27 protein-coding genes are annotated in these 24,500 nt (G+C 59.3%); 11 read left to right on the top strand and 16 right to left on the bottom strand.

The genetic code is table 11. The features are described 5' to 3' along the window. Positions 1 to 86: 86 nt before the first annotated feature. From CLH62_RS05680 to trxC, 3 genes are all read left to right on the top strand, one after another. The gene (locus CLH62_RS05680; RefSeq protein WP_099617143.1) at positions 87 to 890 is read left to right on the top strand and encodes a CPBP family intramembrane glutamic endopeptidase; all 804 of its coding nucleotides are present in this window, start codon (positions 87 to 89) and stop codon (positions 888 to 890) included. A 47-nt stretch (positions 891 to 937) separates the two neighbouring features. After that, on the top strand, positions 938 to 1,321 hold the full coding sequence (locus CLH62_RS05675) for a DUF2750 domain-containing protein (RefSeq protein ID WP_099617635.1): 384 nt from the start codon (positions 938 to 940) through the stop codon (positions 1,319 to 1,321). Between the two features lie 62 nt (positions 1,322 to 1,383). Beyond that, a complete protein-coding gene (trxC, locus tag CLH62_RS05670; protein WP_099617142.1) occupies positions 1,384 to 1,827 on the top strand; it encodes a thioredoxin TrxC in 444 nt (147 codons plus the stop codon). A gap of 343 nt (positions 1,828 to 2,170) precedes the next feature. Here trxC and CLH62_RS05665 read toward each other — a convergent pair whose 3' ends face one another. Genes CLH62_RS05665 through CLH62_RS05650 form a run of 4 tightly spaced genes read right to left on the bottom strand, consistent with a single transcriptional unit; the run spans position 2,171 to position 6,218 of the window. Beyond that, positions 2,171 to 3,481 carry an MFS transporter gene (locus tag CLH62_RS05665; protein ID WP_099617141.1) on the bottom strand — a complete coding sequence of 437 codons (1,311 nt, stop codon included), beginning with the start codon at positions 3,479 to 3,481 and terminating at the stop codon, positions 2,171 to 2,173. 16 nt (positions 3,482 to 3,497) lie between these two features. Further along, a complete protein-coding gene (locus CLH62_RS05660; protein WP_099617140.1) occupies positions 3,498 to 4,637 on the bottom strand; it encodes a cysteine desulfurase family protein in 1,140 nt (379 codons plus the stop codon). 12 nt (positions 4,638 to 4,649) lie between these two features. Further along, positions 4,650 to 5,870 carry an MFS transporter gene (locus CLH62_RS05655; protein ID WP_211285647.1) on the bottom strand — a complete coding sequence of 407 codons (1,221 nt, stop codon included), beginning with the start codon at positions 5,868 to 5,870 and terminating at the stop codon, positions 4,650 to 4,652. Positions 5,871 to 5,873: 3 nt separating this feature from the next. Continuing rightward, entirely contained in the window at positions 5,874 to 6,218 is a 345-nt protein-coding gene (locus tag CLH62_RS05650) for a DsrE/DsrF/TusD sulfur relay family protein (RefSeq protein ID WP_099617138.1), read from the bottom strand. A gap of 114 nt (positions 6,219 to 6,332) precedes the next feature. On the opposite strand from CLH62_RS05650, the gene CLH62_RS05645 reads away from it, so the two are divergent. The 5 genes from CLH62_RS05645 to CLH62_RS05625 all read left to right on the top strand — a co-directional run bounded on the left by CLH62_RS05645 (position 6,333) and on the right by CLH62_RS05625 (position 10,643). Beyond that, positions 6,333 to 6,989, top strand: coding sequence for an ArsR/SmtB family transcription factor (locus CLH62_RS05645; RefSeq protein ID WP_099617137.1), 657 nt, complete (start codon positions 6,333 to 6,335; stop codon positions 6,987 to 6,989). Positions 6,990 to 7,001: 12 nt separating this feature from the next. Beyond that, positions 7,002 to 7,853: a sterol desaturase family protein gene (locus CLH62_RS05640; protein ID WP_228152774.1), complete on the top strand. Its 852-nt coding sequence runs from the start codon at positions 7,002 to 7,004 to the stop codon at positions 7,851 to 7,853. Next, the gene (locus tag CLH62_RS05635; protein ID WP_211285645.1) at positions 7,834 to 8,415 is read left to right on the top strand and encodes a class I SAM-dependent methyltransferase; all 582 of its coding nucleotides are present in this window, start codon (positions 7,834 to 7,836) and stop codon (positions 8,413 to 8,415) included. Before CLH62_RS05640 ends, CLH62_RS05635 begins: the two co-directional genes overlap by 20 nt. A 352-nt stretch (positions 8,416 to 8,767) precedes the next feature. After that, on the top strand, positions 8,768 to 9,466 hold the full coding sequence (locus tag CLH62_RS05630; RefSeq protein WP_099617136.1) for a crotonase/enoyl-CoA hydratase family protein: 699 nt from the start codon (positions 8,768 to 8,770) through the stop codon (positions 9,464 to 9,466). Between the two features lie 136 nt (positions 9,467 to 9,602). Continuing rightward, complete coding sequence (locus CLH62_RS05625; protein WP_099617135.1) at positions 9,603 to 10,643, top strand: threonine aldolase family protein; 1,041 nt, start codon at positions 9,603 to 9,605, stop codon at positions 10,641 to 10,643. On the opposite strand, the gene CLH62_RS05620 is transcribed toward CLH62_RS05625, so the two are convergent. The 12 genes from CLH62_RS05620 to CLH62_RS05565 form a co-directional block, all read right to left on the bottom strand. Further along, a complete protein-coding gene (locus CLH62_RS05620; RefSeq protein WP_099617134.1) occupies positions 10,589 to 11,575 on the bottom strand; it encodes a 5-oxoprolinase subunit C family protein in 987 nt (328 codons plus the stop codon). The two genes, CLH62_RS05625 and CLH62_RS05620, sit on opposite strands and share 55 nt — an antisense overlap. After that, entirely contained in the window at positions 11,572 to 12,306 is a 735-nt protein-coding gene (gene pxpB / locus CLH62_RS05615; protein ID WP_099617133.1) for a 5-oxoprolinase subunit PxpB, read from the bottom strand. The genes CLH62_RS05620 and pxpB overlap by 4 nt, the downstream gene beginning before the upstream one ends. Continuing rightward, entirely contained in the window at positions 12,303 to 13,061 is a 759-nt protein-coding gene (locus tag CLH62_RS05610; RefSeq protein ID WP_099617132.1) for a 5-oxoprolinase subunit PxpA, read from the bottom strand. Before CLH62_RS05610 ends, pxpB begins: the two co-directional genes overlap by 4 nt. A gap of 39 nt (positions 13,062 to 13,100) precedes the next feature. Beyond that, positions 13,101 to 14,255 carry an NADH:flavin oxidoreductase/NADH oxidase gene (locus CLH62_RS05605; RefSeq protein ID WP_099617131.1) on the bottom strand — a complete coding sequence of 385 codons (1,155 nt, stop codon included), beginning with the start codon at positions 14,253 to 14,255 and terminating at the stop codon, positions 13,101 to 13,103. Next, positions 14,248 to 15,084, bottom strand: coding sequence for a hypothetical protein (locus tag CLH62_RS05600; protein WP_099617130.1), 837 nt, complete (start codon positions 15,082 to 15,084; stop codon positions 14,248 to 14,250). Before CLH62_RS05600 ends, CLH62_RS05605 begins: the two co-directional genes overlap by 8 nt. A gap of 5 nt (positions 15,085 to 15,089) precedes the next feature. After that, positions 15,090 to 16,436 carry an amidase gene (locus CLH62_RS05595; protein WP_099617129.1) on the bottom strand — a complete coding sequence of 449 codons (1,347 nt, stop codon included), beginning with the start codon at positions 16,434 to 16,436 and terminating at the stop codon, positions 15,090 to 15,092. After that, complete coding sequence (locus CLH62_RS05590) at positions 16,433 to 17,110, bottom strand: DUF2848 domain-containing protein (protein ID WP_099617128.1); 678 nt, start codon at positions 17,108 to 17,110, stop codon at positions 16,433 to 16,435. Before CLH62_RS05590 ends, CLH62_RS05595 begins: the two co-directional genes overlap by 4 nt. A gap of 33 nt (positions 17,111 to 17,143) precedes the next feature. After that, positions 17,144 to 18,427, bottom strand: coding sequence for a TRAP transporter large permease (locus tag CLH62_RS05585; RefSeq protein ID WP_099617127.1), 1,284 nt, complete (start codon positions 18,425 to 18,427; stop codon positions 17,144 to 17,146). Then, positions 18,424 to 19,020: a TRAP transporter small permease subunit gene (locus CLH62_RS05580; protein ID WP_099617126.1), complete on the bottom strand. Its 597-nt coding sequence runs from the start codon at positions 19,018 to 19,020 to the stop codon at positions 18,424 to 18,426. The genes CLH62_RS05585 and CLH62_RS05580 overlap by 4 nt, the downstream gene beginning before the upstream one ends. Positions 19,021 to 19,082: 62 nt before the next feature. Next, positions 19,083 to 20,147, bottom strand: a complete 1,065-nt coding sequence (locus CLH62_RS05575) for a TRAP transporter substrate-binding protein (RefSeq protein ID WP_099617125.1) — start codon at positions 20,145 to 20,147, stop codon at positions 19,083 to 19,085. 39 nt (positions 20,148 to 20,186) lie between these two features. Continuing rightward, entirely contained in the window at positions 20,187 to 20,990 is an 804-nt protein-coding gene (locus CLH62_RS05570) for a putative hydro-lyase (RefSeq protein ID WP_099617124.1), read from the bottom strand. Positions 20,991 to 21,086: 96 nt separating this feature from the next. Then, positions 21,087 to 22,010 carry a LysR family transcriptional regulator gene (locus tag CLH62_RS05565; RefSeq protein ID WP_099617123.1) on the bottom strand — a complete coding sequence of 308 codons (924 nt, stop codon included), beginning with the start codon at positions 22,008 to 22,010 and terminating at the stop codon, positions 21,087 to 21,089. Positions 22,011 to 22,160: 150 nt separating this feature from the next. Between CLH62_RS05565 and efpL the strand changes: the two genes are divergently transcribed. From efpL to CLH62_RS05550, 3 genes are read left to right on the top strand one after another with little or no spacing between them, the layout of a single operon-like run. Next, positions 22,161 to 22,727: an elongation factor P-like protein EfpL gene (efpL, locus tag CLH62_RS05560; protein ID WP_099617122.1), complete on the top strand. Its 567-nt coding sequence runs from the start codon at positions 22,161 to 22,163 to the stop codon at positions 22,725 to 22,727. A 41-nt stretch (positions 22,728 to 22,768) separates the two neighbouring features. Continuing rightward, positions 22,769 to 23,953 (top strand): YbfB/YjiJ family MFS transporter, encoded by a 1,185-nt coding sequence (locus CLH62_RS05555; RefSeq protein WP_099617121.1) that lies wholly within the window; start codon positions 22,769 to 22,771, stop codon positions 23,951 to 23,953. Positions 23,954 to 24,000: 47 nt separating this feature from the next. Continuing rightward, complete coding sequence (locus tag CLH62_RS05550; RefSeq protein ID WP_099617120.1) at positions 24,001 to 24,498, top strand: acyl-CoA thioesterase; 498 nt, start codon at positions 24,001 to 24,003, stop codon at positions 24,496 to 24,498. Positions 24,499 to 24,500: the final 2 nt, after the last annotated feature.

The following is a 24,500-nucleotide window of genomic DNA, read 5'->3' as shown; positions in this document are numbered from 1 at the left end:
AGGCATACCATTGCCAAGAGCAGCGCCAAAGCAGGGCAGATTGCCAGGATACTGTTTGGAACGATGGCCTACGGAGGAGAGCGTCATTGATCAGGCGACCTTTAATAGCGTTTCCCCTGGTTTACCTGGGTTGGGCCTATCTTTTCTGGGTGCCAGTGCTGTTGTCGGAGTCCTCGGTCTGGGCGTTTCCAAACCTGATCTGGTTTTTACTCGGTGGTGCCAGTCCAATCGTTGCGGGTCTTGGTTTAGCCGCTGTGGCGGGCGGGAAAGACCAGTTGCGGGATCTATGGCAGCGCCTGACTGACTGGCGGCGCATTCCTGGCCGCTGGTGGCTGGTTCTCCTGTTCTTCTGGCTGGTGTTCGATCTTGCCATGGCCGGTGTGGCACGGCTCCTGGGTATTGCCGGCGAGCCCCTCAATACGAACTGGCTGTTGTTTGTTGATCCGGGGCCATTGCTGTTCCTGTTTGTGCTGTCCTTCGTGTTTCCGGCTGTGGAAGAGGTAGGCTTGCGTGGCTTTTACCTGGAAGCTCTGCTGCAGCGCTACAGCCCCATTGTTGCAGGTCTGGTTAATGGCGCTGTCTGGGCCATCTGGCATGCGCCCTTTGTCTGGTTTCCAGGGTACTATGCCAATACAACCTTTAACCCGGAACTTTACTGGTGGATGCCGATGATCATCTGCCATACGTTGTTGATTGTGTATGTTTATAACTGCACCCAGCGAAGCATACTCGCGGTTCTGATTTTCCACGCAATGATGAACTTTACCGGTGAGTGGTTGCGAATCTCACCCGCTATGTATCCGTTTATGCTCACCGGAAACCTCGCTTTGGCGATGCTGCTTGTGATGTTTTGGAAAACGGGACGTCAGTCCTCCCGGAATACGTGTTAGGCTCCGAAATCTACCCGAAAGCAACCTGTTGGAGTGGCGTGCCTGACATGAGCAGCGATGAACTTACCCCGATTATCGAAATGGATGGTGAAGAGCGGTACGACTACTTCCTGAGCCAGGTAGGAGAGGAGCGCGAAATCTGGATTCTGGTGAACAACGACAATCGCTTCCTGAAAATTGTCTCAGATGATGGCGATGTGGAGTACCTGCCCGTGTGGCCCGCATCGGAGTTTGCCACCGAATACGCCAAGGGTGCGGATGATCTGTCTCCTCGAAGTATCTCCTTGCCAGATTTTTTCAGGAAGTGGGTGCCGGGGCTGACCAAGGATGGGCTTGATGTCGGCGTGTTTCCGGGCCTCGATAAAACCGTGTGGATCACTGAGGCGGAGGAGCTGAAGCGCGATCTGCAGGATGCGATGTCGGATTTTTAGCCGGCTTGAATTCCGTCCAGCTGCCCCGATGTTCTGGTTAACAGACGAATAGAGGGTATTCAATGACAACTGACATCCGACACCTGGTGTGTCCCCATTGCCACAAGGTAAACCGTGTGCCCGCAGACAAGCTGTCATCCGGTGGAAACTGTGGCGCCTGCAAACAGCCGCTGTGGCCGGACCAGGTTCTGGAACTGACAGACCAGAACTTTGCCGCCCATACAGGACGCAGTGATGTGCCGGTACTGGTGGATTTCTGGGCCAGCTGGTGCGGCCCCTGCAAGATGATGGCGCCGCAGTTTGAGCAGGCCGCAAAGGACTGGCGGGGCAAAGTCCGTTTTGCCAAGCTCAATACCGAACAGGCTCAGGCTCCGGCCAGCCAGTTTGGCATTCGCAGCATCCCTACCATGATCCTGTTCCAGAATGGCCGGGAAGTGGCCCGCCAGAGCGGCGCCATGAATCAGGCGCAGATCGGTCAGTGGCTGCAGTCCAAGGGTATTCGCTAGCCTGATAAGGCCATTTATTCGCTGGCCGGTCATTAAAACGCCACAATTGCTGAGGCCCTGCCATTGCAGGGCTGAAGACACCTATCCGAGCTGTTCCCACAAAGTTATCCACAGTTTTTGTGGGTAAAGCTGACTTTGCAGGTAGCGATAATTGCTTTTGACGCCGGGTTCCGGCTGCATGTGCGCTCTTAAACAAAAGCGGACATTCGCGCGCCCGAAATCCACTAGAGGGCTTGGCACCATAGGAATACTTGGCGAAGCACTAACGGACGGAAAACTCTAAGCAGCGATGCAACTGAAAAAGGGAGGTTTACAAGTAAATTCAAAGTGACGAGGCTTCCCCTCATTCGCGTTTGGGGTTCAGACGTGGATGGGTCTCTTCGCCCCAGAGCATGACCAGGGCGCCGGAAAGAAACATCGCAATCGCGACAAACCAGAAACCGCTGGTGACCACTCCGGTCACGTTGGCGATAATCCCAAAGGCCAGAGCACCGATGCCGTAACCAAGGTCACGCCAGAAACGGTATATCCCAATGGCAGAGCTGCGCCAGTTTGGATGGGAAATGTCCGCTACCGCCGCACTCAGATTGGGGTAAAGCAGTGCCATACCAATACCGGTGACAGCCGCTGAGAAAGACCACCAGAGAACACCGTCGCCAAGCAGCATCAGGGCAACGCCACCGCCGCACAACCACATGCCCCACACAATCGGCTTGAGGCGCCCAATGTGATCTGACAGGCGCCCGGTCACAAACTGGGAGCCACCCCAGACAAACCCATAAATCCCCACAATCCAGCCAATGGCGCCGAGCCCCAGGCCCTGTTGGTACAAGTAGACCGGGTAAAACACCCAGACAAGGGCGTCTACAAATTTCTCAACCAGGCCGGCCTGACTGAACGCCGCCATCCGACGATCACGCCAGCTCATGAGCGTAAAAACCTCCCCGGTCGTGGGGTTATCCGATATGTTCCCAGGTAAGCGAGCTTTAGGGCCAGTAGCCGTTCCGCTGGCATGACGGGCGCTTTCCGCCTTCGCCCACCCGTGAGTTTCCCGGATAGAAATGAGCGTCAGAACAATGGCCAAGCCGATGACGACTGCGCCAAACACAAACAATCCCATGCGCGGGCCAAGTCCAATCGCGAGGTAACCGGTGACGATGCCGGCGATGGCAACGCCCACATAACCAGAGAACTCATTGAGGCCCATGGTCAGGCCTCGCTCATCGGCCCGGGTGATGTCCATTTTTGAGGTCTGAGTCATGGACCAGCAGAGGCCCTGATTGACTCCCAGCAACACAGTAGCCGCCACAATCCAGCCCCATGATGGAGCCAGCAACACCATCACAGGGATCGGGATGGCGGAGAGCCAACCGTACAAGAGTACCTTCTTGCGCCCGATACGCTCCGCAAGTCGTCCGGCTACGAAGTTCAGAACGCCCTTGACCAGTCCAAAGGCCACCACGAAGGACGTCAGCATCAGAAAGGAGCCTTCAGCCACGCCGAACTCCGATTCTGCAAGTGCCGGAACGACGGTTCGCATCATGCCGATGGTCAGACCAACCAGAAACACCTGGCCCAGCTGATGGCTGAACTGATGCAGGTTCTCCCGAATGCCATGGCGATAGTGCTCGTACGAAGCGGTATTGGGTTCCATGCCGGCAGGCCTCTTCTCAATTGGTTGTTAATTGTGACCAGGCCTGGATCAGCCCATGCGCAGCCAGCTCAATGTCTTCGGCCGTGGTCTCCCAACCCGTTGACAAGCGAACAGCGCCATTGGCTCGGCGAGCACGCAGTCCCATCGCCCCGAGTACGCCGCTGGGGCCTTCTTCGTCGGAGTGGCAGGCCGACCCCACCGATGCCAACACCGTCTCGCTGGCCGCAGCCAACAACGCCTTGCCCGTTACGCCCGGAAACGAGATGTTCAATGTGTTGGGCAGGCGATGTTCAGGATGACCATTGAGTGCCAGGCCCGGTATGGCAGACCGGAGCCGCTCGTGTAGTTGGTCGCGATGCCGGCACAGGCGATCATCGCGCAATACCAGCCGCTGGCTGGCTAATTGGGCAGCAACTCCAAGCCCGATGATCGCGGGCACATTTTCCGTACCCGGCCGGAGTCCTCGTTCATGACCGGCACCAAACAGAATGTTACGTATGGGAGTCCCTTCCCTGACATACAGGGCGCCAATGCCCTTGCTGGCCTGGAATTTATGGCCAGCCACGGTGAGCAGGTCCACGCCCAGATCCTCGACATTGACCGGGAGTTTCCCGACGGCCTGGGCGGCGTCGGTGTGCAGCAATACGTTGCGACCTTTCAGTAAACGACTTATCTCCGCCACCGGCTGGAGGGTGCCTACTTCGTTATTCGCCAGCATGATGGACACCAGGGTGGTGTCGGGGGTCACCGCGTCAGCCACGGCGTCGGCCGATACCCGCCCATACTCATCCACGGGAACAACCGTCAATCCCCAACCCTGACTCTCCAGATAACGAGCCGGCGCCATCACAGCCGGGTGCTCCACCGCGCTGATTATCAGGTGCCTTTTGTCGGCAGAGGCCCTTGCCAACCCCAACAGGGCAAGGTTATTGGCTTCCGTTGCGCAGCCGGTAAAGATCAGTTCCTCAGGATTACCGCCAATCAGGTCAGCTACCGCCTGCCGGGCATCAGCAATTGCCATGGCAGCCGCCTGACCGAGGAAGTAGCCGGAAGAGGGATTTCCGTAGAGGTTCCTAAGCGCATCACACATGGCAGCAGCAACTTCCGTTGCCACGGGGGTAGTTGCGTTGTGATCAAGATAAATCGGGTTTGGCATACGGGTGATCCTTTATGACGTCCTGGTCTGGGCCACTGGTAAAGAGGCTCGGTTCAAACGCATCCAGAGTATTAACAGCGCAACGACTCCGATGGGCGCCAGCATCAGCAGATTCATGGTCTCCCAACCCAGGTGATGCAGGAGCGTTCCGGACATCAGTGAACCCACGGTGACCATGGCAAAAATCACCAGGTCGTTGACGCCCTGGACTTTGCCCCGTTCGGCTTCGGTGTGCAAAGTGGCAAGCAGGGTGCTGCCACCGATGAACAGGAAGTTCCAGCCCACGCCCAGAAGTACCAACGCCACCCAGAAATGTACGAGTGTTGCGCCCAGTAAAGTCGTTACAGCGGTGCCCACCAGAATCAGGCAGCCGGCTGTCAGAATACGGCCCAACCCGAAACGTGCAATCAGACTGCCGGTAAAGAACGACGGTGCATACATACCCAGCACATGCCACTGCATAATGAACGCCACTTGTCCCATTTCGAAGTCATTGGCACGCATGGCCAGTGGTGTGGCGGTCATTACCAGTATCATGATGGCGTACCCGATGGCACCTGCCGCTAATGCCACTAAAAATGCTGGGTTTCGGGCAATGGTGCCCATGGGGCGGGTGCTTTCCCCTTCGTGGGGTTCTCCGACATAAGGCACTTTCAATTGGCTGAGCAGGGCAATCGCCACCAACGCCAAAACGGCAATGATCAGATAAGGGCCGCCAGAGGGAACAGCGGGAACCAGTTCGCCCATGGCACTGGCATTCCAGGGCCCCAGAAATGCGGCAGCCACGCCACCGGCCAGGACGAAGGAAATGGCCCGGCTGCGGAACGACGGGCTGGCCACATCCAGCGCCGCGAATCGGTAATACATGGCAAAGCCCTGATACAGCCCCAGCAGCAGACTGCCCAGGCAGAACACCGCGAACGACTGGATGGCAACGCCGGCAAAACTCAGTACCCCGCCGCCGGCTCCGCCCAGGGCTGCACCGACAATGAAACCCCGGCGCCGCCCCACTTTTTTCATGAACAATGACGCCGGCAGGGTGGAGATCACCGTGCCCAGCATCATGAAGGCGATCGGCAGGGTTGCCAGACCAGGGTCGGGGCTTAATTGCTGGCCGACCACACCGCTCAGGGTCATCACCGTAATGGCGGCGACCATGAACATCACCTGGCTGATCACCAGAATGGCAACGTTGCGTTTCTCCAGCTGGCACATGCCCTGAGAGTCGCTCATGGCTCAGAACACCAACACTTTGTCAGCGGCCATGGTCACATCCGCCAATTCATCCATGGTGCTGCGCTGGGCTCCTTTGACCACTTCCTCCTCGGAAATGCCCCGGGCATCCATGCAGGTGCCGCACAGTAGGACGTTTCCCTTCAGCGCTGCCCGCTTGACCATGCGTTCGGCATTGTAGAAACCATCCGGGGTTTTCTGGCCCGTCTTGGCGCCTGACACCGCATCGCCCATGAGAAAGACGGTGACCTCGCAGTCCTTCTTGATCAGGGCATGCGCCATACGCAAACCGTTATAGAGGCGCTCGGTTCCATAGGGTGGGTCGTTAATGAGGATCAGGGCTTTCATCGGGGAGGCTCCTTACACGAATTGACTTGCAAACATTCTATTAGTTATTAGAATAATGGAAAGATTTGGGCTGTCAAGCAACGGCCCATCGCCCGAATAAAATGAGGTAGTAAAATGACAGCCCGACAAGATCTTCTGGACACCTTGGCCCAAGTTGGCAAAGCGCTGGGTAGCGGGCACAGGCTCGCGCTGCTGGAGCGCCTGGCACAATCCGAAGCGTCCGTGGAATCGCTGGCAAACACGGCAGAACTGACCGTGGGCAATGCCTCGGCGCACCTGCAACACCTGCGCAGGGCCGGGCTGGTCACGGCGACCCGCTCTGGCAAGCAAGTGATCTACCGGCTGACGGACGAGCGCATCGTGACGCTCATGAGCCTGCTACGCGACGTAGCCGAAACCAATCTGGCCGAAGTGGAACGCCTTGTTAGCCGGCTGTTTGACTCTGACGATCCGGGCGGCACTCTGGAGGCTGTCTCGCGGGACGATCTTCTGGCCGGTTTGCGGGAAGGATCGGTCGCGTTGCTGGATGTTCGGCCCCACGAAGAATTTCAGGCGGGCCACCTGCCGGATGCCATCAATATCCCCCTGGATGAGCTGGAAACCATGCTGGATGCGCTGCCCAGAGATCGGGAAATCGTCGCCTATTGCCGTGGCCCTTACTGCGTGCTGTCCCATGAGGCGGTAGAAAGGCTGCGCAAGCTTGGCTTCCGGGTGCGCCGATTTGATGAGGGGTTTCCAGAGTGGAAAGCGGCGGGCTTGCCGGTCCATTGAGGAGGGTGAACCGTGTCAGATTTCATCCTGGCCAATGAACCGGCGATACGGATTCTGGGTTTTGCCTCGGTGCTGAGTCTGATGGCGATTTGGGAGATCGTTGCTAGCCGACGTCCGCAAGTCATCAAGCGCCTGGTTCGCTGGCCCGGCAATCTCGCCATCGTGATTCTGGACACCCTGGCGGTTCGTCTGTTCTTTCCCCTGGCCGCTGTTGGCGCGGCCATTTATGCTTTCGAACACGGGTGGGGCCTGCTGAACCTGGTTTCAATGCCGGCTTGGGGAGCTGTGATTCTCGCCATTATCGCATTGGACCTGGCCATTTATTTTCAGCATCGGATCTTCCATGCCGTTCCCTGGCTCTGGCGACTGCATCGCATGCATCACGCCGATCTGGAATTCGACGTAACGACCGGTTTGCGTTTTCATCCACTTGAGATTGTGCTGTCCATGGCCATCAAAATGGCGGTTGTTGTGCTCATTGGTGCGCCGGCATTGGCCGTGGTGGCGTTTGAAGTGCTTCTGAATGCGACGTCGCTATTTAATCATGGAAATGTTCGTCTTCCGCAGAAGGTCGATCGCTGGTTACGACTGTTTCTGGTGACACCCGACATGCATCGGGTCCATCACTCTGCCATTCAGCGTGAAACGGACAGCAACTTCGGCTTCAGCGTACCCTGGTGGGACCGGCTTTTCGGAACCTACCGTGCCCAGCCTGAAAAGGGGCATCTGGGCATGACCATCGGAATTGAAGATTTCCGGACGGAACACGATCTGCGGCTGGCTCAAATGTTGGTACAGCCTTTCCGTCACACCGCAAGGCGTCCAGCGCACACAGGACAACATCATGACACCGGAACAGTATGATCATTGGTATGCCAGTGGCCGTGGCCGGTGGATCGGTGAGACGGAGTTCAGGCTGCTGTCGTCTGAGTTGGACTGCCAGCCGGGGGACAAGGTACTCGATGTCGGCTGCGGCACAGGCTGGTTTACTCGCCGGATAGCAGGCTTGCCTCAATCTCCCTCGGTGACCGGAGTGGACATTGATGGGGAAGCCCTGACATACGCCAGAGGCCAGGATTCAGACACCTGCTACCTGCCTGCCAACGCTGCGCAATTGCCGTTTGTGGACAGCAGTTTCGACCGGGTGATGTCTGTGACCGCACTTTGTTTTGTTCCGGAATGGCCAGATGCGTTGAGTGAGATTATTCGGGTTACCCGGGGCAGATTCGTCGTAGGATTATTGAACCGTCACAGCCTGTTATGGCGCCAAAAGGGACGCGGCCGCAATCAGAGCGCTTATCAAGGGGCGTACTGGCACACGCGTCGCGAACTTCGCGATGTGCTCATTTCGCTTCCGGTTATAAAACGTCCATTTCCAAACCGCGATCTGGCTTCCAGAGGGGCGCGTGATCGCCCGAACGCTTGAAGCATGCCTGCCGCACCATCTTCCCCTTGGTGGATTCTTGCTGGTGGCCGGGGACAAAGTATGACAACCGGGCGGTTCACGGCCCGATCATCGTGCCTCCAATGGCCATGATCGCCACAGCGTCGCAAGCCAACATCTTCCAAACGCTCAGCAAAGATACTCATCAGTGCCAGTTCAGATTCCATCTCGAATGTTCGCTTTGCGACCTTACCGGGTACTTGATTATCTCAAATTTCGGCCAGGTTTTGGCGACATGACCAATGGATATTGAATCTCTAGCGCGCCTAACCCACAATCAGGTCCGTCGAAGTAAACAAACGCTCACTTTAATTCCGGTAGAGAGGTAGAACAGGTGACTGAGCTGGTAAGTTATGACTTGAAAGACGGTGTTGCGACGATTGCCATCAGCAACGGCAAGGCCAATGCCCTGAGCCATGAGGTTTTTGAGGAGCTGAACGCGGCGCTGGACCGTGCGGAGCAGGACAAGGCCGTGGTAATCCTGACCGGCCAGCCGGGCATTTTCTCTGCCGGTTACGATCTGAAAGAGATGCAGAAAGGTCCGAAAGAAGCGGCGGCCCTGGTTGCCACGGGCTCCAAACTGACCCGCCGGTTGGCAGCGTTTCCGTTGCCGGTGATCGGGGCCTGCAGCGGCCACGCCATTGCCAAGGGTGCGTTCATTCTGCTGTCAGTAGACCATCGAGTTGGCGTCGAAGGGCCGTTCAAGCTGGGCCTGAACGAGGTTGCCATTGGTATGACCATGCACCATGCCGGCATTGAAATTGCCCGGCACCGCCTGACTCCGGCTCACTTTTATCGCTCGGTAGTGAATGCAGAGATCTACAATCCCGAGGGCGCCGTTGAGGCGGGCTTCCTGGATGAAGTGGTTGCCCAGGACAAACTGCTTGAGCGGGCCAACGAACTGGCCACTCACTTCAAGACCCTGAACATGCGGGCGCACCGGGAGACCAAGCTGAAGGCCAAGGCTGAGTACCTTGCGCTGCTGGACCGGTGCATTGAACAGGATTCAGAGCATTTGGGGCTGAGCGGTTAATAAAAATTCCCCTGTCGTCCAACCGGGCCCCCGGGGCCCAGTTATTTTCTCCTGATTTCAGAACTCTCACCGTTGGCAAAAAACTGCCATTCCGATAACGTGGGAGGCTTTCGTTGCATAAATTCAGGAGCGCGTTGTGTCCCAGTCCGAACAGTTTGCCAGTGATAACTACAGCGGCGTGTGTCCTCAGGCCTGGGCAGCCATGGAAGCGGCAAACCGCACTGATGAGCCAGCCTATGGTGAGGACAGCTGGACGCAGCAGGCGGCGGATGGCCTCAGAGCGTTGTTTGATACCGATTGCGATGTCTACTTCGTGTTTAACGGCACCGCTGCCAACTCTCTGGCGCTCGCCTCCATTGGCCAGTCGTTCCACAGTGTGATCTGCCACGAACTGGCACATATCGAAACCGATGAGTGCGGCGGGCCGGAGTATGCGTCCAATGGCGCGAAGCTGCTGTTGGGGCAAGGTGAGAATGGCAAGCTGACGCCAGAAAGCATTGAGCACCTGGTCACCAAGCGGACCGATATCCATTATCCGAAGCCCAAGGCCCTGAGCCTGACTCAGGCCACAGAGGTAGGCACCGTTTACACTCCCGAAGAGCTTCGCGCTATCCGGGCGGTGGCTGACCGGCACAAACTGAATATCCACATGGACGGCGCCCGCTTCGCCAATGCGGTGGCCGCGCTGGGTGTCCATCCTTCGGAGATTACCTGGAAAGTGGGTGTGGATGTGTTGTGTTTTTCAGGCACCAAGAATGGTCTGGCACTTGGTGAGGCGGTGGTGTTCTTTAACCGGGCGCTGGCGGAAGACTTTGAATGGCGCTGCAAGCAGGCCGGTCAACTGGCTTCCAAGATGCGCTACATTTCCGCGCCCTGGTGTGGGCTGCTGGAGGACGATGTCTGGTTGCAGAACGCCCGCCATGCGAATGCCTGCGCAGAGCGGCTAGCCCGGGGCCTGGAAGGCCTGCCTGGTATCCGGCTGCGCTACCCGAGACAGGTCAACGGCGTTTTCGTTGAAATGCCGGAGCCGGTTCAGGCGGAGCTGAGGGCCAGGGGCTGGCGCTTCTACAACTTTATCGGTGGAAGCGCCCGACTGATGTGCTCATGGGCAACAACCCATAATCAGGTGGACCGGTTTCTGGCGGATGTCCGGTCGTTGATGGCCGTTGCAACCTGACGGATGAATTGCCGGTGTTCCCGGAGCGCTCGTTCCGCGCCGGCGGGCCGCAACCGGACGCTTTGCCCGGGCTTGCACTGGGCCAGCCTTGAGGCTGCCAGTGGCGTCAGATTGCCGAGGCGCGGGTAGCCACCGATGGTTTGCCGGTCGTTGAGCAGGGCGATGGGCTGGCCATCCGGGGGAACCTGCACAGCCCCCAGTGATATGCCTTCGGACACCAGGGATGGGATCCGGCAGTGTAACGGCGGGCCGGTCAGGCGAACGCCCATTCGGTCCGCGCGGTCGTCGACACGCCATTCGGCGTTGAAGGCATCGAACAGGCTGCGCCCGGTAAAGTCGGCCACCTGGGCACCAGGCAGCAGATCGAGGATTGCCGGTGCGGTGTAATCCGGTCGTTCCTGCTCCGGAGCCTCCACTTCGATAGTGTCAGGCATGTTGGGGGAGGGTATCTCGATGTTCAGCTGGTCACCGTCCGTCAGGCGCCGGCCCTGGCCGTCGAACCCGCCAAGTTGCTCCCGAACCACACAGGCAACACTGCCCAGAACCGGCTCAGCCGAGAACCCGCCGGCAACCGCAAGGTAGGCCCTCAGGCCTTTGGCCGGGGTGCCGAACACCACCCGCTCGCCCTTGCCGATTTTGATCCTGCGCCACAATGGCAGCGGCTGGTCTTCGAGCCGGCCCGACAGGTCCGCGCCGGTGACGGCAATGGTGAGATCGCACTCCGCCTGCAACTGGAGCCCGCCAAAGGTAATCTCCAGTACCGGTGTTCCCCAGCCATTGCCGGCCAGCCGGTTGGCCCAGCCCCAAGCATGAAGGTCTGCCGGGCCGCCCTGGGTCACACCCAGGTGCCGAACGCCGAATCGTCCGGCATCCTGCAGCAGGGCCAGGGGACCTGCCCGGGTTACTCGAAATCCAGTGGTGCTGGCTCTCATGAGCGTGTCTCCTCCCGGGCCGGTGTTATGGGCGTCGGGTCGCCGCCCTCGCTCTCGAAGGTATGTTGGTCAACGGCGACAAATCGAACCCGATCCCCCACCTTGAGCAGGCTGAAGCCATCACGATTCCGGTCAAACAGTCGGGCGGCCGTGCGACCGATCAGGTTCCAGCCGCCGGGGGTAACCGCCGGATAGGCGGCCGTCTGCTGGCCGGCTATGGCGACGCTGCCAGCGGGCACTTTCGGGCGCGGCGTTTCCAGGCGTGGGCAGATGAGGCTGTCGTCCAAAAGCCCCATGAATGCAAAGCCGGGCGAAAAGCCGAGGGCAAAGACCCGGTATTCCTGATAGCTGTGGGTGTCGATGATGGCGTCGACCGTCATGTCCGAGAGTTCGGCAACGCGCTCCAGGTCGGGGCCGACGCTCGAGTTGTACCAGGTGGCCAGCTTGTGCAGTTCCCCTTCGCCTCCGATATCGTCCGGAACCAGCCGGGCCAGTATGTCCACAAGCCGCTCGCGGGCCTGCCAGGGGCTGATTTGCAGCGGGTCAAAGATCACCAGCAAGGTGGTGTAGGAGGGCACAAGATCGACCAAAGCCTCGCCGAATGCAGCCTCGCAATCGTGGGTCAGGGCCGTCAGCCAAAGCAGGTTGTTTTCCTCGATGGTGCCGAACAGGCGCACCATCCAGCCATCAATGCCAGCCGGCTCTAGTCTTGGCAGGTCACTGTGGCTCATGAGCTACTTTTTTCCAGAGAATTGAGCATGTCGCGAATACGCCGGACGGCGGCAATGGATTCCTCGTTATCGCCATGGACGCACAGGGTGTCGGCCTGCAACACCAGATCGCTGCCGTCGCTTGCGGTCAGTGGCTGCCCGGTCGCAATGCGCCGTGCCTGATCGATAATCAGTTCCGGGTCATGGTGCACCGCGCCGGGTTCCGATCTGGCAACCAGCCGGCCTTCGCTGTCGTAGGCCCGGTCGGCAAAGGCTTCAAACCACAGGGTGATGCCGTGCTGTTCAGCCTGTTCCCGCATCGTGGCTGTCTGCCGTGTCGCGAGAGTCATCAGCGGCAGGGCGGGATCGAAAGCTTTAACCGCGGTGGCAACGGCGGCAAAGATCTCGGGGTTTCTGGCCATGTCATTGTAGAGTGCGCCGTGGGGTTTTACGTAGCTCACCTGAGTGCCCTCGGCACGACACACGCCGGCCAGGGCACCCAGCTGATACAGCACCAGATTCTCTATTTCACTGGCGGAGCAGGCCATGGAACGCCGGCCGAAGCCAACCAGATCCGGGTAGGCGGGATGGGCGCCGATAATGACCCCATGCTCTTTTGCCATCCGCACGGTCCGGCGCATCACATCGGGGTCTGAGGCGTGAAAGCCACAGGCGATGTTGGCCAGATCAACATAGGGCATGACCTCATGATCCAGCCCCATGACCCAGGGGCCAAAGCTCTCGCCCATATCAGCGTTCAGCTTCAAAGGTGTCATAGTAACCTCGTTGTCTCTGCAAGACGTGTTCGTGATAACTCAGAAAATATTTGAACGTTCATACTGTTTTGGCCATTCAACGTTTTCGGCCCTCAGAGTGGCAGCTGCCCGCAGAGGCCAGGCCGGATCGGACAGCAGGGCACGACCGAGGACTACCAGATCCGCCTGACCATTGGCGATAACGGATTCGGCCAGGTCCGGGCTGTGGATCAGGCCAACCGCCCCGGTGGCAATGCCCGCCCTGGAGCGCACCTCCTGAGACAGGGGAATCTGGTACCCGGGATGAATCGGGATTTGCTGTCTCGGGTCGTTGCCCCCGGACGAACAGTCTATCAGGTCTACATCCCCCTGAAATTGCAGCAACGTTGCCAGGCGTACTGTATCGTCCAGAGTCCAGCCGCCCTCAACCCAGTCGGTGCATGACAGCCGCACGAACAGTGGCAGGTCATGTGGCCAGGCTTCCCGGACCACCTGAATGGATTCCTGAAGGAAGCGGATGCGGTTTTCGAAGCTTCCACCGTAAGCGTCCGTGCGTTGGTTACTGAGCGGAGACAGGAACTGGTGAATCAGATAGCCGTGCGCGCCATGAAGCTCCAGGGCCTTGAAGCCGGCCTCCCGGGCTCTGCGCACAGCGGATTTCAGGGCCTGCAGGGCGTCGTCAATCTGGTCCTGGGTCATGGCCATGGGGGTGTGCCAGCCACTGGCATAGGGCAGGGCCGAGGCGGACACCTGATCGTCCCAGCCACCTTCGTCTACCCGCAGGGGGTGCGAGCCTTCCCAGGGACGGCCCACGGAGGCTTTTCGGCCAGCATGGCCCAGTTGGATGCCGGGTACCGCGCCCTGGGCTTCGACAAATCCGGCAATGCGGGCCAGCCGGTCCCGCTGCTCGTCGTTCCAGAGCCCCAGGCAGTGGGGGGTGATTCGCCCGCGGGGCTCCGTGTGTACCGCTTCGGTAAACACCCAGCCGGCACCACCGGCTGCCCGGGCTCCGAGGTGCACGAAGTGCCAGTCGTTGGAGAGCCCCTCCTGGCCGGAATACTGGCACATGGGTGACAACATGATCCGATTGCGCGCGGTCACTGACCGAAAAGTCACTGGTCGGAACAGGTGAGGGTTGGGATCCCGCTTCAGGATGCGGCGGGCATTTTCACCTCCGGAGCGGGAATCCGTAATCGATGCTTTGGGCTCATTCATTGGAGTGGTCTCCTCTATTATTCGTTGAGGCCTCGAGGAGGTGGCCATAGGCTCGCCGGACTCTCCATTGGCTGATCATGAACAGGGTAGCGCTGACGGCCATTGAGGACAGCAGGGCCAGGACAAACGTCACCATTGGCGGTGCGTGACCCACCACCATGGCGGTCACGACAGCAAAGGCGACCAGGCTGAGCATGCCCTGCTGTGCGGCGGCAACGGTGGCTCGTGCCGCATCCGGGCCATAGCGATCGTGGAGCGTCCAGCCGATGGTGAACAGGCCGACGGGAAAGCCCACCAACAGGCCGGACAGCAGAGGGCCGGTGTTGGCCGCCAGGGTGGTGGCGACGCTGACCAGAATGCCGGCGAGAACTCCCCGAAGTATCAGGTCAAACCATCCTGAGGTTGCCACCACGTGGGGCAGTTTCAGATTCAGGGCGCGGTTGATGATTCCTGCAAGCAGCAAGACCCCGCCATAAACCAGCACGGCAACGATGAGGCCTCCGGGCATGGTGGAAAAAAGATAAGCCGCTGGAATCCAAAGCAGGGTAGCGAGGCCAAGACTTGGCAGGGCGCCGAACCGCTCGGCGGAGAGCACAAAACTGATACTGAAAAGCAGCGTGGCGATCAGGGCCTGCAGCGTGGCAAGAGCCGCAGACCGAATGAATTCCACCGGCCAGTCCTGAAGCATGAAAAAGTAACCCGGACCAAGCACAATCGGGGTTCCGGCGATGATGCCGCCCAGCCTTGGTCCCAGTTTGCCAACTGACACCGATACCACAATCACCACAAGGGCGGTGGCTATAAGTTTGGTGAGCAGCACGGTCACCATCGCAGTTACAACACCGCCTCGATGGCCTGTGCCTGCCTTAGCAGCGCTTCATCCGAACCATTTCTGCCAATCAGCATCAAGCCGCCAGGCAGCTCGTCAGGGCCGTGGTTTGGAAGCGTGATGGCGCAAAGATCCAACAGATTGGCGACGGTGGGGTTGCGCAGGATCAGCAGGTTGAGGCGGGCGTATTGCTCATCGGACGTCAGTTCCTCCATCTGTGGTGGCACCACTGGAACGGTTGGTGACAGCAGGCCATCGTAGTCACGCAGCCACTCGTCTGCCTGCTTCTTGCGTTCCCGCCTCCGGCGCAGGAGTTCGAGATAATCAGCAGCCGAGAGGGCGGCACCCCGCTCAATCCGGCTGCGGACACGTGGGTCATACTGGTCACCGTGGTCAACCAGTGACTGTCGGTGTACGAAGTAACTTTCGGCAGCGGTGAACCCGCCACCCTCCATGAGTTCAGACAATGTCAGGAGCACCGGCGCCGGGGCTTCAATGATGCTGGCGCCGGCATCACGAAGCGTCTTCAGGCTGCGGGAAAACGCCCGGGCAATGGTTTCATCCATACCGTCCAGCATGTAGTCAGACGGCACAACATAGCGCCGGCCCTTCAACGCAGTGGGTGCCCGCGGTTGAAAATGGCTTCCGGACAGGACGGCATCCAGGCGCGCGCAGCAGTCGACACTGCGAGCAATCGGGCCAATTGAATCCAGGCTGTCGGAGAGTGGAAAGGTGCCGTCGCGGGGAATACGCTGCTGTGAGGGCTTGAAGCCCACCAGGCCGCAGAAGGCTGCCGGAATCCGGACCGACCCGCCGGTGTCGGTGCCAATGGCGGCCGCTGCCATGCCCTGGGCTACCGCGACGGCAGCGCCGGAGGATGAGCCTCCCGGGATGCGCCCGGGCGCCAGAGGGTTGTCCGGGGTGCCGTAGTGGGGGTTCAGGCCCAGGCCGGAGTAGGCAAACTCGGTCATGTTGGTGTGGCCGGTAATCACAGCCCCGGCCCGGCGCAACCGGGACACGACGAGAGCGTCCTGACCGGCGGCTGCCTGCCACCCCCGGGAACCCGAATGGGTTACTTCGCCGGCGACGTCAAATATTGCTTTGAGTGCGATGGGCAATCCCGAAAGCTCGCCCGCCGGCACGCCGCCGGCCTTTAGCCGGTCTGCTGCGGCTGCTTCAGCGCGGGCCGCACGGTCAAAACGTTTGGTGTATACCTGGGCAGCAGGATTGTCTTTGCTGTCGATGCTGGAGAAGCAGGCATCAAGCAGATCGGTAGACTGCCACAGGCCATCACGCATGCTCTCAAGCAGGGCCTTGAGTGTTGGTTCGTGGGAGGCTGAAAGCGACTTCATGAGATCACCGGCAGTGTCCGGATGTCATACTGGTGCTGCAAGCTCCGGCCGGTTACGGGGTCGGTCAGGACCATCCGGAAGGCCTGGGCGGGCCGCACGCCTCCGATCACCGGCAGCGTGCCGCACAACATGGCCTGGCCGGGTGCCAGTGTCGGTTGGTCCTGGCCAAAGCGACGCAGCAGTTCAGCTGGGTGAAGCAGGCCGGTAACCGGCCCTTCCTGATAGCGCACTTCATCGCCGTCAATGGTGGCGTAGGAGGTTATCTGGAGCTGGTCCCAGTGCTCGATAACGTCCTTGAGCCACCAGACTTGCTGGCTAACCGGCTTGGCGCACACCTGTTTGGAATGGGCCACGGACCAGGCTTCCGCTTCGCGGTCGGTGTGGTCCGAGCCGATGCCAACCAGCGTGCCGTCGGGTGTGCCAATCAGTACCACCTCGGCTTCGCCACTGGATTGATCACCGAGCACCTGAATCTCAGGAGCTGTGGTGAACTGGTTGGCAGCAACACGGTAGAACAGCGGTGTGCTCGAGGGTGGCGTGACGCCAATCGCCTTCAGCTCCTCAATATGCTCATCGATACCGGCCTGCTCACGTCCCGCCCAGCCAGCGATGATGAGTTCCTGAACGTCGATGTCCAGAGTGTCTTCGGTGTCGGCAAGTCGAAAAGTGATCATGGTTGGCTCCGATAAAGGTTGGTTGTAAGAGGATCAGTTCATCAGGCCGGGCAGGAACAGTGCCACGGATGGGAACAGAATCAGGATGACGGCCATCACAAGCATCATGGCGACATAGGGCATGGCCCCGACCATCACATCGCTGAACGGCCCGCCCTTGCGAACGCCCTGGACAACGTAGAGGTTGAGCCCGACCGGCGGGGTAATCAATGCCATCTCGATCAGCAGGATCAGCAGGATGCCCAGCCAGACCGGATCAAAGCCCATACCGATGATGATAGGCGCGACGATGGGAATGGTGATAACCATCAAAGACAGGGTTTCAATAAAGAAACCGAGCACGATATAGATCAGAATCGCCAGCATCAGGGTGGAATAGGGGCCCAGGCCGGCGGACTCCAGAAAGCCGGTAAGCTCACGGGTAACGCCGGCAGACGCAAGCACGAAATTCAGGAAGTAGGAGGCCATGATGATTAGCATGATCATGCCGGTGGTTTTCATCGTTCCGTCCAGGGCCTGGATAATCACCTTCGTGGACAGCTTGCCCATGGACAGGGCAATCACCATGGCGCCCAGCACCCCCAGTGACGCAGCCTCGGTGGGTGTTGCCATACCGGTGTAGATAGAACCGACCACTATGCCGAACAGCACCAGGACCGGTATCAGGTTCCGAAGCCCCGAAATCCGTTCCCCCCAACTGTGGCTGACGCTCGGCCCGCCAAGTGAGGGCTTCCAGATACAGATTAGCGCGGTGCCCACAATGAACAGGGTGGCCAGCAGCAACCCCGGCAGAAGGCCTGCGGCAAACAGCTGCGGAATGGAGGTTTCGGTCAGGAAGCCGTACACAATCAGGTTAATGGACGGCGGGATCATGATGCCCAGGGTGCCACCGGCGGCAATAGATCCGGTGAACAGCCTCGGATCGTATTTCATCTCCTTGCCCTGAGGGATGGCAACAGTTCCAATGGTGGCCGCCGTGGCCACGCTGGAGCCGGAGGTGGCAGAGAACAGGGTGGCAGTTCCAATGTTGGCGTGCAGCAGACCGCCGGGCAGCCAGGACAGCCAGCTTTCCAGGGAACGGTAGGTGCCCTTCGCGATGCCGGTTCTGACCAGGATTTCGCCAAGCAGAATGAATAGCGGAATGGCAATCAGCAGAAAACTGTCGGAAGCGGTCCAGAGGACATCGCCCATGGCCCGGAACAGGGGGAAGGGCGAGAAGAACTCATCCAGCATCAGGGCCAGAACAATGAGGGTGGCGGCAACGGGTACGCTCAGCACCAGTAAAGCCAGAAGAATGATCAATGCGGTCAGAATCATGACTGTGCTTCCCGGTTTTCGTGCTCGATTTGCTCATCCAGCGTGGGGCTTCCGGCCAGGGCCTGGATGCCATCAATATCACCCTGAAACATTGCAAAAATTACCCGCAGGGTCAGCAGGCAGACGACGAAACTGAACCAGGTGAGGCCTGCCAGCCATAGCGTCTGAGGTATCCACAGGGGGGTGCCGAGCGGGGTGTTGGCGGTGGCACCGTCGTCGAAAGAAGCATAGGCGACATCAAACACTGCCCCGACGACCAGCACGCAGAACAGCGTCATGGCCAACAGGGCCAGCAAGTCGAGTGCAGCACGCACCCGTGTCGGGAAATTCAGGTACAGGGCATCAATCCGGATGTGGGCCTTGCATAGCAGGGTATAGGCAAAGCACCAACTGGTGCTGACCGCCATGATGTAGCCCGTGATTTCGGTGGCGTGTACGGCGGAGCGGCCCATGAGTTGCCGGGTGATCACCTCTATGGTGACAATCACCACAGTCAGCAGAATCAGCGCGCCGCCGGCCCGTGCCAGCCAGAGCGATCCGATCTGGGCCCCTTCCAGCAGCCGATCGAGAATGGAGTTGGCCTGTTGCAACATAGTGTTCTCCAGGGCGACCGGGGCAGAGGCTCTGCCCCGGTCGCCTATGACGGATACTGCGGTTACTTGGAGGCTTTCAGGCCGGTAACGGCGCCCACGGTCTCGTTCCAGCGGTCAACCCACTCCTGGTCGACGCGGCCGGCCCAATTGGGCAGAACGGTTTCTTCGAGGGCCTGGGAGGCGTTGGTGAAGTCCCCGTCGGTGGCTTGCACAAGCACCATGTCGCCGGGTTCGCCCCGGGTGCAGGTGCCTTCGCCCGTGAGGCAGGCGATGCCTTCTTTGGTCTCTTCCACGGCGGCGTCCCAGACCGGTGTTTCATAGTTGGTCTTGATCTCGCTGGTCAGCCATTCCTGAGTGGATTCCGAGAGCGAATCCCACTTCTTGCCGTTCATGGCGGTCACTACGTGGTCCCAGCCACCCACGGGAAGGGGGTACAGGTGGGTCGACACTTCATGCCAGCCGGAGCTGTAGCCAGACAGCGAACCGGTGACAGCGCAGTCAATTACGCCCCGCTGAAGAGCTCCGGGCACTTCGCTGAAGTTCAGGGTGATGCCTTCGGCCCCGATGGCCTGAAGGAATTCCGCAGTGGTTCGGCCACTGGCACGGATCTTCTTGTCCTGTAGGTCTGACAGACCTTCAATCGGCGTATTGCAGAACACCATTTGTGAGGGGTAGGGCACGACGGCCAGAAGCTGCGCACCATCAAAACGCTGGGCAAAGGCATCCGCGAGCACCGGGCGATAGGCTTCGGCAACCTTGCGGGCGGTTTCCACATCGGGCGCGATCATGGGCATGTCCAGGCCTTCCAGTTCCGGTGCGTCGGCCACGGCGTAGTCGGCAACCGTTGAGGTCACCTCAATGACGTCGCGGGCCATCAGGCGATAGACTTCACCACCGCCCAGGCCCATCTGATCAAAGGTGGTCACATCGGTGGAAATCTGGCCATCGGAAGCGTCGGGAATGTGATCGGCCCAGAAGGGCTTTTCAAAATTCTGGTACAGCGACAGGCTGCTCCAGCTACCGACGTAGGAAAGGCTGGTGCTGTCGATGTCCTGGGCCTGGGCGCTGGCGCCCGCCATGGACATGGCAACGACGGTGGCAATGGCGAGGGGTTTTTTTGTCATCATGGTTGTTTCCTCAGTTTTCTGTGGTCGTGCTGGGTTTGTTTAAAACAGGGCCAGGGTGCTGTCAGGAATATCCGTAACCAGCATGTGGCCCGGGCTGTGGGTGATAGCAAACGAAACACCGGAATCGATAAGGACCTGCTGGGGCGTAACACCGCAGGCCCAGAACACCGGGATCTCGTCTTCGGCTACGGAGACCGAGTCGCCGTAATCCGGCGAATACAGTTCCGAAATGCCGATGAGTCCCGGATTACCCAGATGTACCGGTGCGCCGTGCACCTGGGGGTAACGCGTGGTGATCTGGATGGCCCGGATGGCGTCCGCCGCCGAGAATGGCCGCATGGAGACCACCAGGTTGCCTTTAAAGCCTCCGGCGGGCGTCAGCGGTACCGAGGTCTGGTACATCGGCACGTTCCGGTCCTGGTCAATATGGCGGACCCGCAGGCCGGCCTGGATCAGGGCATGCTCGAATGTAAAGGAACAGCCAAGGGCAAAGGTCACCAGGTCATCCCGCCATTCATCTGCCACATCGGCAACCGTTTCGCTGGCAACGCCGTTGCGATAGATGCGGTAGCCCGGCACATCCCGGGCAATGTCGAGGTCGGTGGCTATGGCATCGCAGGTGCGGGTACCGGGTTCACTGACCGCCAGAAGCGGGCAGGGTTTCGGATTCGCTTGGCAAAAGCGCAGAAAACCGGCGGCCTCGGCTTCGGGCAGGATGACCAGATTGACCTGGACGTAACCACTGGCGAGGCCGGATGTCGGGCCGGTGAGCAGACCTTCCCGGGCGGCCTTTCGCACCGCTTTGGGCGTGGATTGCGGATTCAGGGTGTGGGTCGCTGCCATGGTGCTGCCTCAAAATTGTATGATTTTTACATTTAAGGCAGAGCTGGCGATTAATACAATTCGAAAGATGGGATCAGTTGTGATCGAAAAACCTGATCAGTGAGTGTTGTAGGGCTGTGCAGGGGCGTTTTTTGGCGTGGGCGCCCGCTTTTCGGCAGTGGACAAGGCCAGTTCCGCGATGGCCTGCACCACATTTCCGCCGGGGCCAGCCCGATAAGCAGCACTGAAGGCCAGGTCCGGAACGTCGGCCTTAACCTCAAAGCGGCGCAGTGTACCGGCACTGAGCTCATGCTGGAGAATTTCCCGGGGTAGTGCGCTGACGCCCAGGCCATCGACGGTCATGCGGATGATCGTGGACAGCGAAGAACTGGAGTGGATTCGCGTGGAATGGTTCATCGGGTCCACCAGGGAGCGGATGGCCATGTAAGGTTCACTCTTTCTCGGGTAGGTCACAATGGGCCAGGTGGACAGTTCCTCCAGCGACATTGCCTGCTTGGGAAGGTTGAGCTTGGGGCTGGCCACCCAGATCAGGGAGTAGCGGCAGAGATCCCGATTGATGATTCCGGGCTGATTCACGCCTCCCATCAGAAACGCGATATCGATTTCGTGGTTGACCAGTTTCTCGGCAATATTGACGGAGATGTCGACATCCAGCTCCAGATTGATCGCAGGATAGGCTTCACTGACCCTTTCAATGAGCTGTGGCAACCAGGTATGGGCAATGGTTTCCGACACCGCCAGGCGGATGGTGCCCTGAATCGATGAAGGTTTCGCTACCGCCTGCAACATCTCGCCATGCAGGCTCAGCATTTTTTCGGCGTAAATCAGAAACTCCCGACCCTTGGCAGTGAGCGTGATTTTCCTGGCCGAGCGATCGAATAGTTCAACACCGAGCTGGTCCTCCAGGCCGGCAATTCGCGCCGAGACGGAGGGCTGCGAGGCATAAACCCGGCTTGCGGCCGCCCGGAAGCTGCCAAGCCTGGCAATCCAGATAAAGGTTTCCAGTGTTCGAATGTTCATGGGGTCACCGCATTGCCGACAGGATAAGAGGATCATAAGCTACGCTGACAGGCACTGCCAAAACAGCCCGTTCGATATCGCAAGTCGCCGGACTTCGTGGTATATCAGCGGACGTAAAGTTACATTCCCAATATTCTGGAAATACCGAACATGCCAAAAGCCAGTGAGATCAAGAAGAATTCTGCGGTTGAATACGAGGGCCGCGCCTATTTTGTGAAAGACATCGAGCGCTCGGTTCCGCAGGGCCGGGCGGGCGGCAGCCTTTACCGGATGCGGATGTACGACGTGGTCACCGGAAGCAAGCTTGACGAGACATTCAAAGACTCGGACATGCTCAATATGGCGGACCTGGTGCGCAGGCCGGCCACGTTTTCCTACTCGGACGGCGATGAGTTCGTATTCATGGACAGCGAGGATTTCACCCAATACAGCCTGAATCGAGACGCCATCGCCGAGGAACTTCTGTTTATCAGTGAAGACACCCAGGGCCTGATGGTGATTCTCGTCAGCGATGCGCCGGTGGCTCTGGACCTTCCGCCGACCGTGGATCTCGAAATCGAAGAAACGGATCCTTCCGTCAAGGGTGGGTCTGCAACCGCCAGAACCAAACCGGCGAAGCTGACCACAGGTCTGGTGGTGCAGGTGCCGGAGCATATTTCCACCGGTGACCGAATCCGGATTAATGTGGAGGAGCGCAGGTTCCTGGGCCGCGCCTGATCGCAAGCCGTTCCATAATAAGTGCGAAGTAAGGAAACCCCGTGAAACCGATAGAAACATTAAAAGTGCTGGTGGCCAGCGTGATCTCGGTTGTGGTCATGGTGGGCATTGCCCGGTTCTCCTACACGCCGATGATTCCAGAAATGGTCGCGGCGCTGGGGCTGAGCAAATCCGTGGTGGGCATGCTGGCAACCGTGAATTACGCCGGCTACCTCACCGGTGCGCTGCTTATCACCCGAATCAGCGATCTAGATCTCAAGGTAAGGCTGTACCAGCTTGGGCTCGTGGTTGCGGTGATTTCGACGGTTCTCATGGGGTACACCACCAATGTCTGGGTGTGGTTCGTGTTGCGCTTCGTCTCCGGGCTGAGCACGTCTGCGGGCATGCTGCTGGGTGCCGGGCTGCTGATGAGCTGGCTGATCAAGAATAATCAGAAGTCCGAGCTGGGCGTTTTCTTTTCCGGCATCGGCCTCGGGATTGTCCTGACCGCCGTGGTGGCTGAGCTGATCAAGGATGCCTTTACCTGGGATCAGCAATGGGTGATCTATGGGGTCGTGGCCCTGGTGCTGCTGGTGCCCGCCTGGCGCTGGATGCCGGATTACCGGGCCTGCGCTTTGCCTCGCACCGGGGGTGAAGGTGCCGGGGATGAGCGGAGCCGCTTCATTCGTATTCTTCAGCTGGCCTATTTCTGCGCCGGCGTGGGCTATGTGGTTACGGCTACGTTCCTGGTGGCCATCGCCGAATCCATGCCGCAGCTCAGCGGCCACGGTTGGCTGATCTGGCTCATCGCCGGTCTTGCCGCGACACCGGCCTGCTGGCTCTGGGATGTGTTTTCGCGCCGGTGGGGGCAGTGGCTGGCGCTGTATCTGGCCTACGTGCTCAATTCCGTGAGCATCCTGATGCTGATCGTTAACACCAGCATGGTCAGCGTGATGCTCAGCGCGGTAATTTATGGTGCCAGCTTCATTGGTATTGTCAGTATGATGCTGGCGATGGTGGGGCGCGTGTTCCCCGAGAATCCGTCCCGGCCCATGAGCCGGCTGACTTTCAGCTATGGCATAGCCCAGATGCTGGCCCCCGCGGTGGTAGGTTACCTGGCCGATGTGGAGGGTAATTATACCAATGGCCTCTGGCTTACCCTGATTGTAATGGCCCTTGGTGTGGTGGTGTTGCACCTGGCGCGGCGGGCGCAGCAACGCCAGGGAGAAGCTGTCACCGCCGGATGACTGGCCGATCAGGTAATTGGAACTCAAATACGAAAGGAAAGGATCCCATGTCTGGCAAACCATCGAAACCCGTGGCTGCCTCTGCCATCGAGAAGCATGTCTACAAGGTTTTCCCGAACGACATGAACTCCCATAACACCGTGTTCGGTGGAATGATCATGGCTAAGTGTGACCGTCTGGCGCTGGTTGTGGCTGAGCGCCACTCAGCCCATGTCTGCGTGACGGCGGCGGTGGATTCCATTCATTTCAGGGCGCCGGCCAAGGGAAACGATACTCTGTTGTTCAGCCTGGCTCTGAATCGAAGCTGGGGATCGTCGATGGAGATCGGTGCCAGGGTCGAAGCCGAGAACAGTTACACCGGCGACACCCGTCACATTCTCTCGGCGTTCTTTACGTTTGTGGCTCTGGACGAGCGCGACAAACCGGTGGATGTGCCGGAGGTGATTCCTGAGACTGCAGAGCAGAAACGCCGTTATGGCAATGCCCAGATCCGGCGGCAGGGGCGCTTGAAGACCCGTAAGCAGCTGGCTTCATCGCCCGACTGAAA

The organism is Marinobacter guineae (assembly GCF_002744735.1).
GTDB lineage: Bacteria > Pseudomonadota > Gammaproteobacteria > Pseudomonadales > Oleiphilaceae > Marinobacter > Marinobacter guineae.
This window is presented reverse-complemented; position numbering and strand designations above follow the sequence as displayed.

Excerpts from the sequence above, each read along its gene's own strand:
- CLH62_RS05675 (WP_099617635.1), top strand. The coding sequence starts at position 938 with ATGAGCAGCGATGAACTTACCCCGATTATCGAAATGGATGGTGAAGAG.
- trxC (WP_099617142.1), top strand. The coding sequence starts at position 1,384 with ATGACAACTGACATCCGACACCTGGTGTGTCCCCATTGCCACAAGGTA.
- CLH62_RS05665 (WP_099617141.1), bottom strand. The coding sequence starts at position 3,481 with ATGGAACCCAATACCGCTTCGTACGAGCACTATCGCCATGGCATTCGG.
- CLH62_RS05660 (WP_099617140.1), bottom strand. The coding sequence starts at position 4,637 with ATGCCAAACCCGATTTATCTTGATCACAACGCAACTACCCCCGTGGCA.
- CLH62_RS05655 (WP_211285647.1), bottom strand. The coding sequence starts at position 5,870 with ATGAGCGACTCTCAGGGCATGTGCCAGCTGGAGAAACGCAACGTTGCC.
- CLH62_RS05650 (WP_099617138.1), bottom strand. The coding sequence starts at position 6,218 with ATGAAAGCCCTGATCCTCATTAACGACCCACCCTATGGAACCGAGCGC.
- CLH62_RS05645 (WP_099617137.1), top strand. The coding sequence starts at position 6,333 with ATGACAGCCCGACAAGATCTTCTGGACACCTTGGCCCAAGTTGGCAAA.
- CLH62_RS05635 (WP_211285645.1), top strand. The coding sequence starts at position 7,834 with ATGACACCGGAACAGTATGATCATTGGTATGCCAGTGGCCGTGGCCGG.
- CLH62_RS05620 (WP_099617134.1), bottom strand. The coding sequence starts at position 11,575 with ATGAGAGCCAGCACCACTGGATTTCGAGTAACCCGGGCAGGTCCCCTG.
- pxpB (WP_099617133.1), bottom strand. The coding sequence starts at position 12,306 with ATGAGCCACAGTGACCTGCCAAGACTAGAGCCGGCTGGCATTGATGGC.
- CLH62_RS05610 (WP_099617132.1), bottom strand. The coding sequence starts at position 13,061 with ATGACACCTTTGAAGCTGAACGCTGATATGGGCGAGAGCTTTGGCCCC.
- CLH62_RS05605 (WP_099617131.1), bottom strand. The coding sequence starts at position 14,255 with ATGAATGAGCCCAAAGCATCGATTACGGATTCCCGCTCCGGAGGTGAA.
- CLH62_RS05600 (WP_099617130.1), bottom strand. The coding sequence starts at position 15,084 with ATGGTGACCGTGCTGCTCACCAAACTTATAGCCACCGCCCTTGTGGTG.
- CLH62_RS05595 (WP_099617129.1), bottom strand. The coding sequence starts at position 16,436 with ATGAAGTCGCTTTCAGCCTCCCACGAACCAACACTCAAGGCCCTGCTT.
- CLH62_RS05590 (WP_099617128.1), bottom strand. The coding sequence starts at position 17,110 with ATGATCACTTTTCGACTTGCCGACACCGAAGACACTCTGGACATCGAC.
- CLH62_RS05585 (WP_099617127.1), bottom strand. The coding sequence starts at position 18,427 with ATGATTCTGACCGCATTGATCATTCTTCTGGCTTTACTGGTGCTGAGC.
- CLH62_RS05580 (WP_099617126.1), bottom strand. The coding sequence starts at position 19,020 with ATGTTGCAACAGGCCAACTCCATTCTCGATCGGCTGCTGGAAGGGGCC.
- CLH62_RS05575 (WP_099617125.1), bottom strand. The coding sequence starts at position 20,147 with ATGATGACAAAAAAACCCCTCGCCATTGCCACCGTCGTTGCCATGTCC.
- CLH62_RS05570 (WP_099617124.1), bottom strand. The coding sequence starts at position 20,990 with ATGGCAGCGACCCACACCCTGAATCCGCAATCCACGCCCAAAGCGGTG.
- CLH62_RS05565 (WP_099617123.1), bottom strand. The coding sequence starts at position 22,010 with ATGAACATTCGAACACTGGAAACCTTTATCTGGATTGCCAGGCTTGGC.
- efpL (WP_099617122.1), top strand. The coding sequence starts at position 22,161 with ATGCCAAAAGCCAGTGAGATCAAGAAGAATTCTGCGGTTGAATACGAG.
- CLH62_RS05550 (WP_099617120.1), top strand. The coding sequence starts at position 24,001 with ATGTCTGGCAAACCATCGAAACCCGTGGCTGCCTCTGCCATCGAGAAG.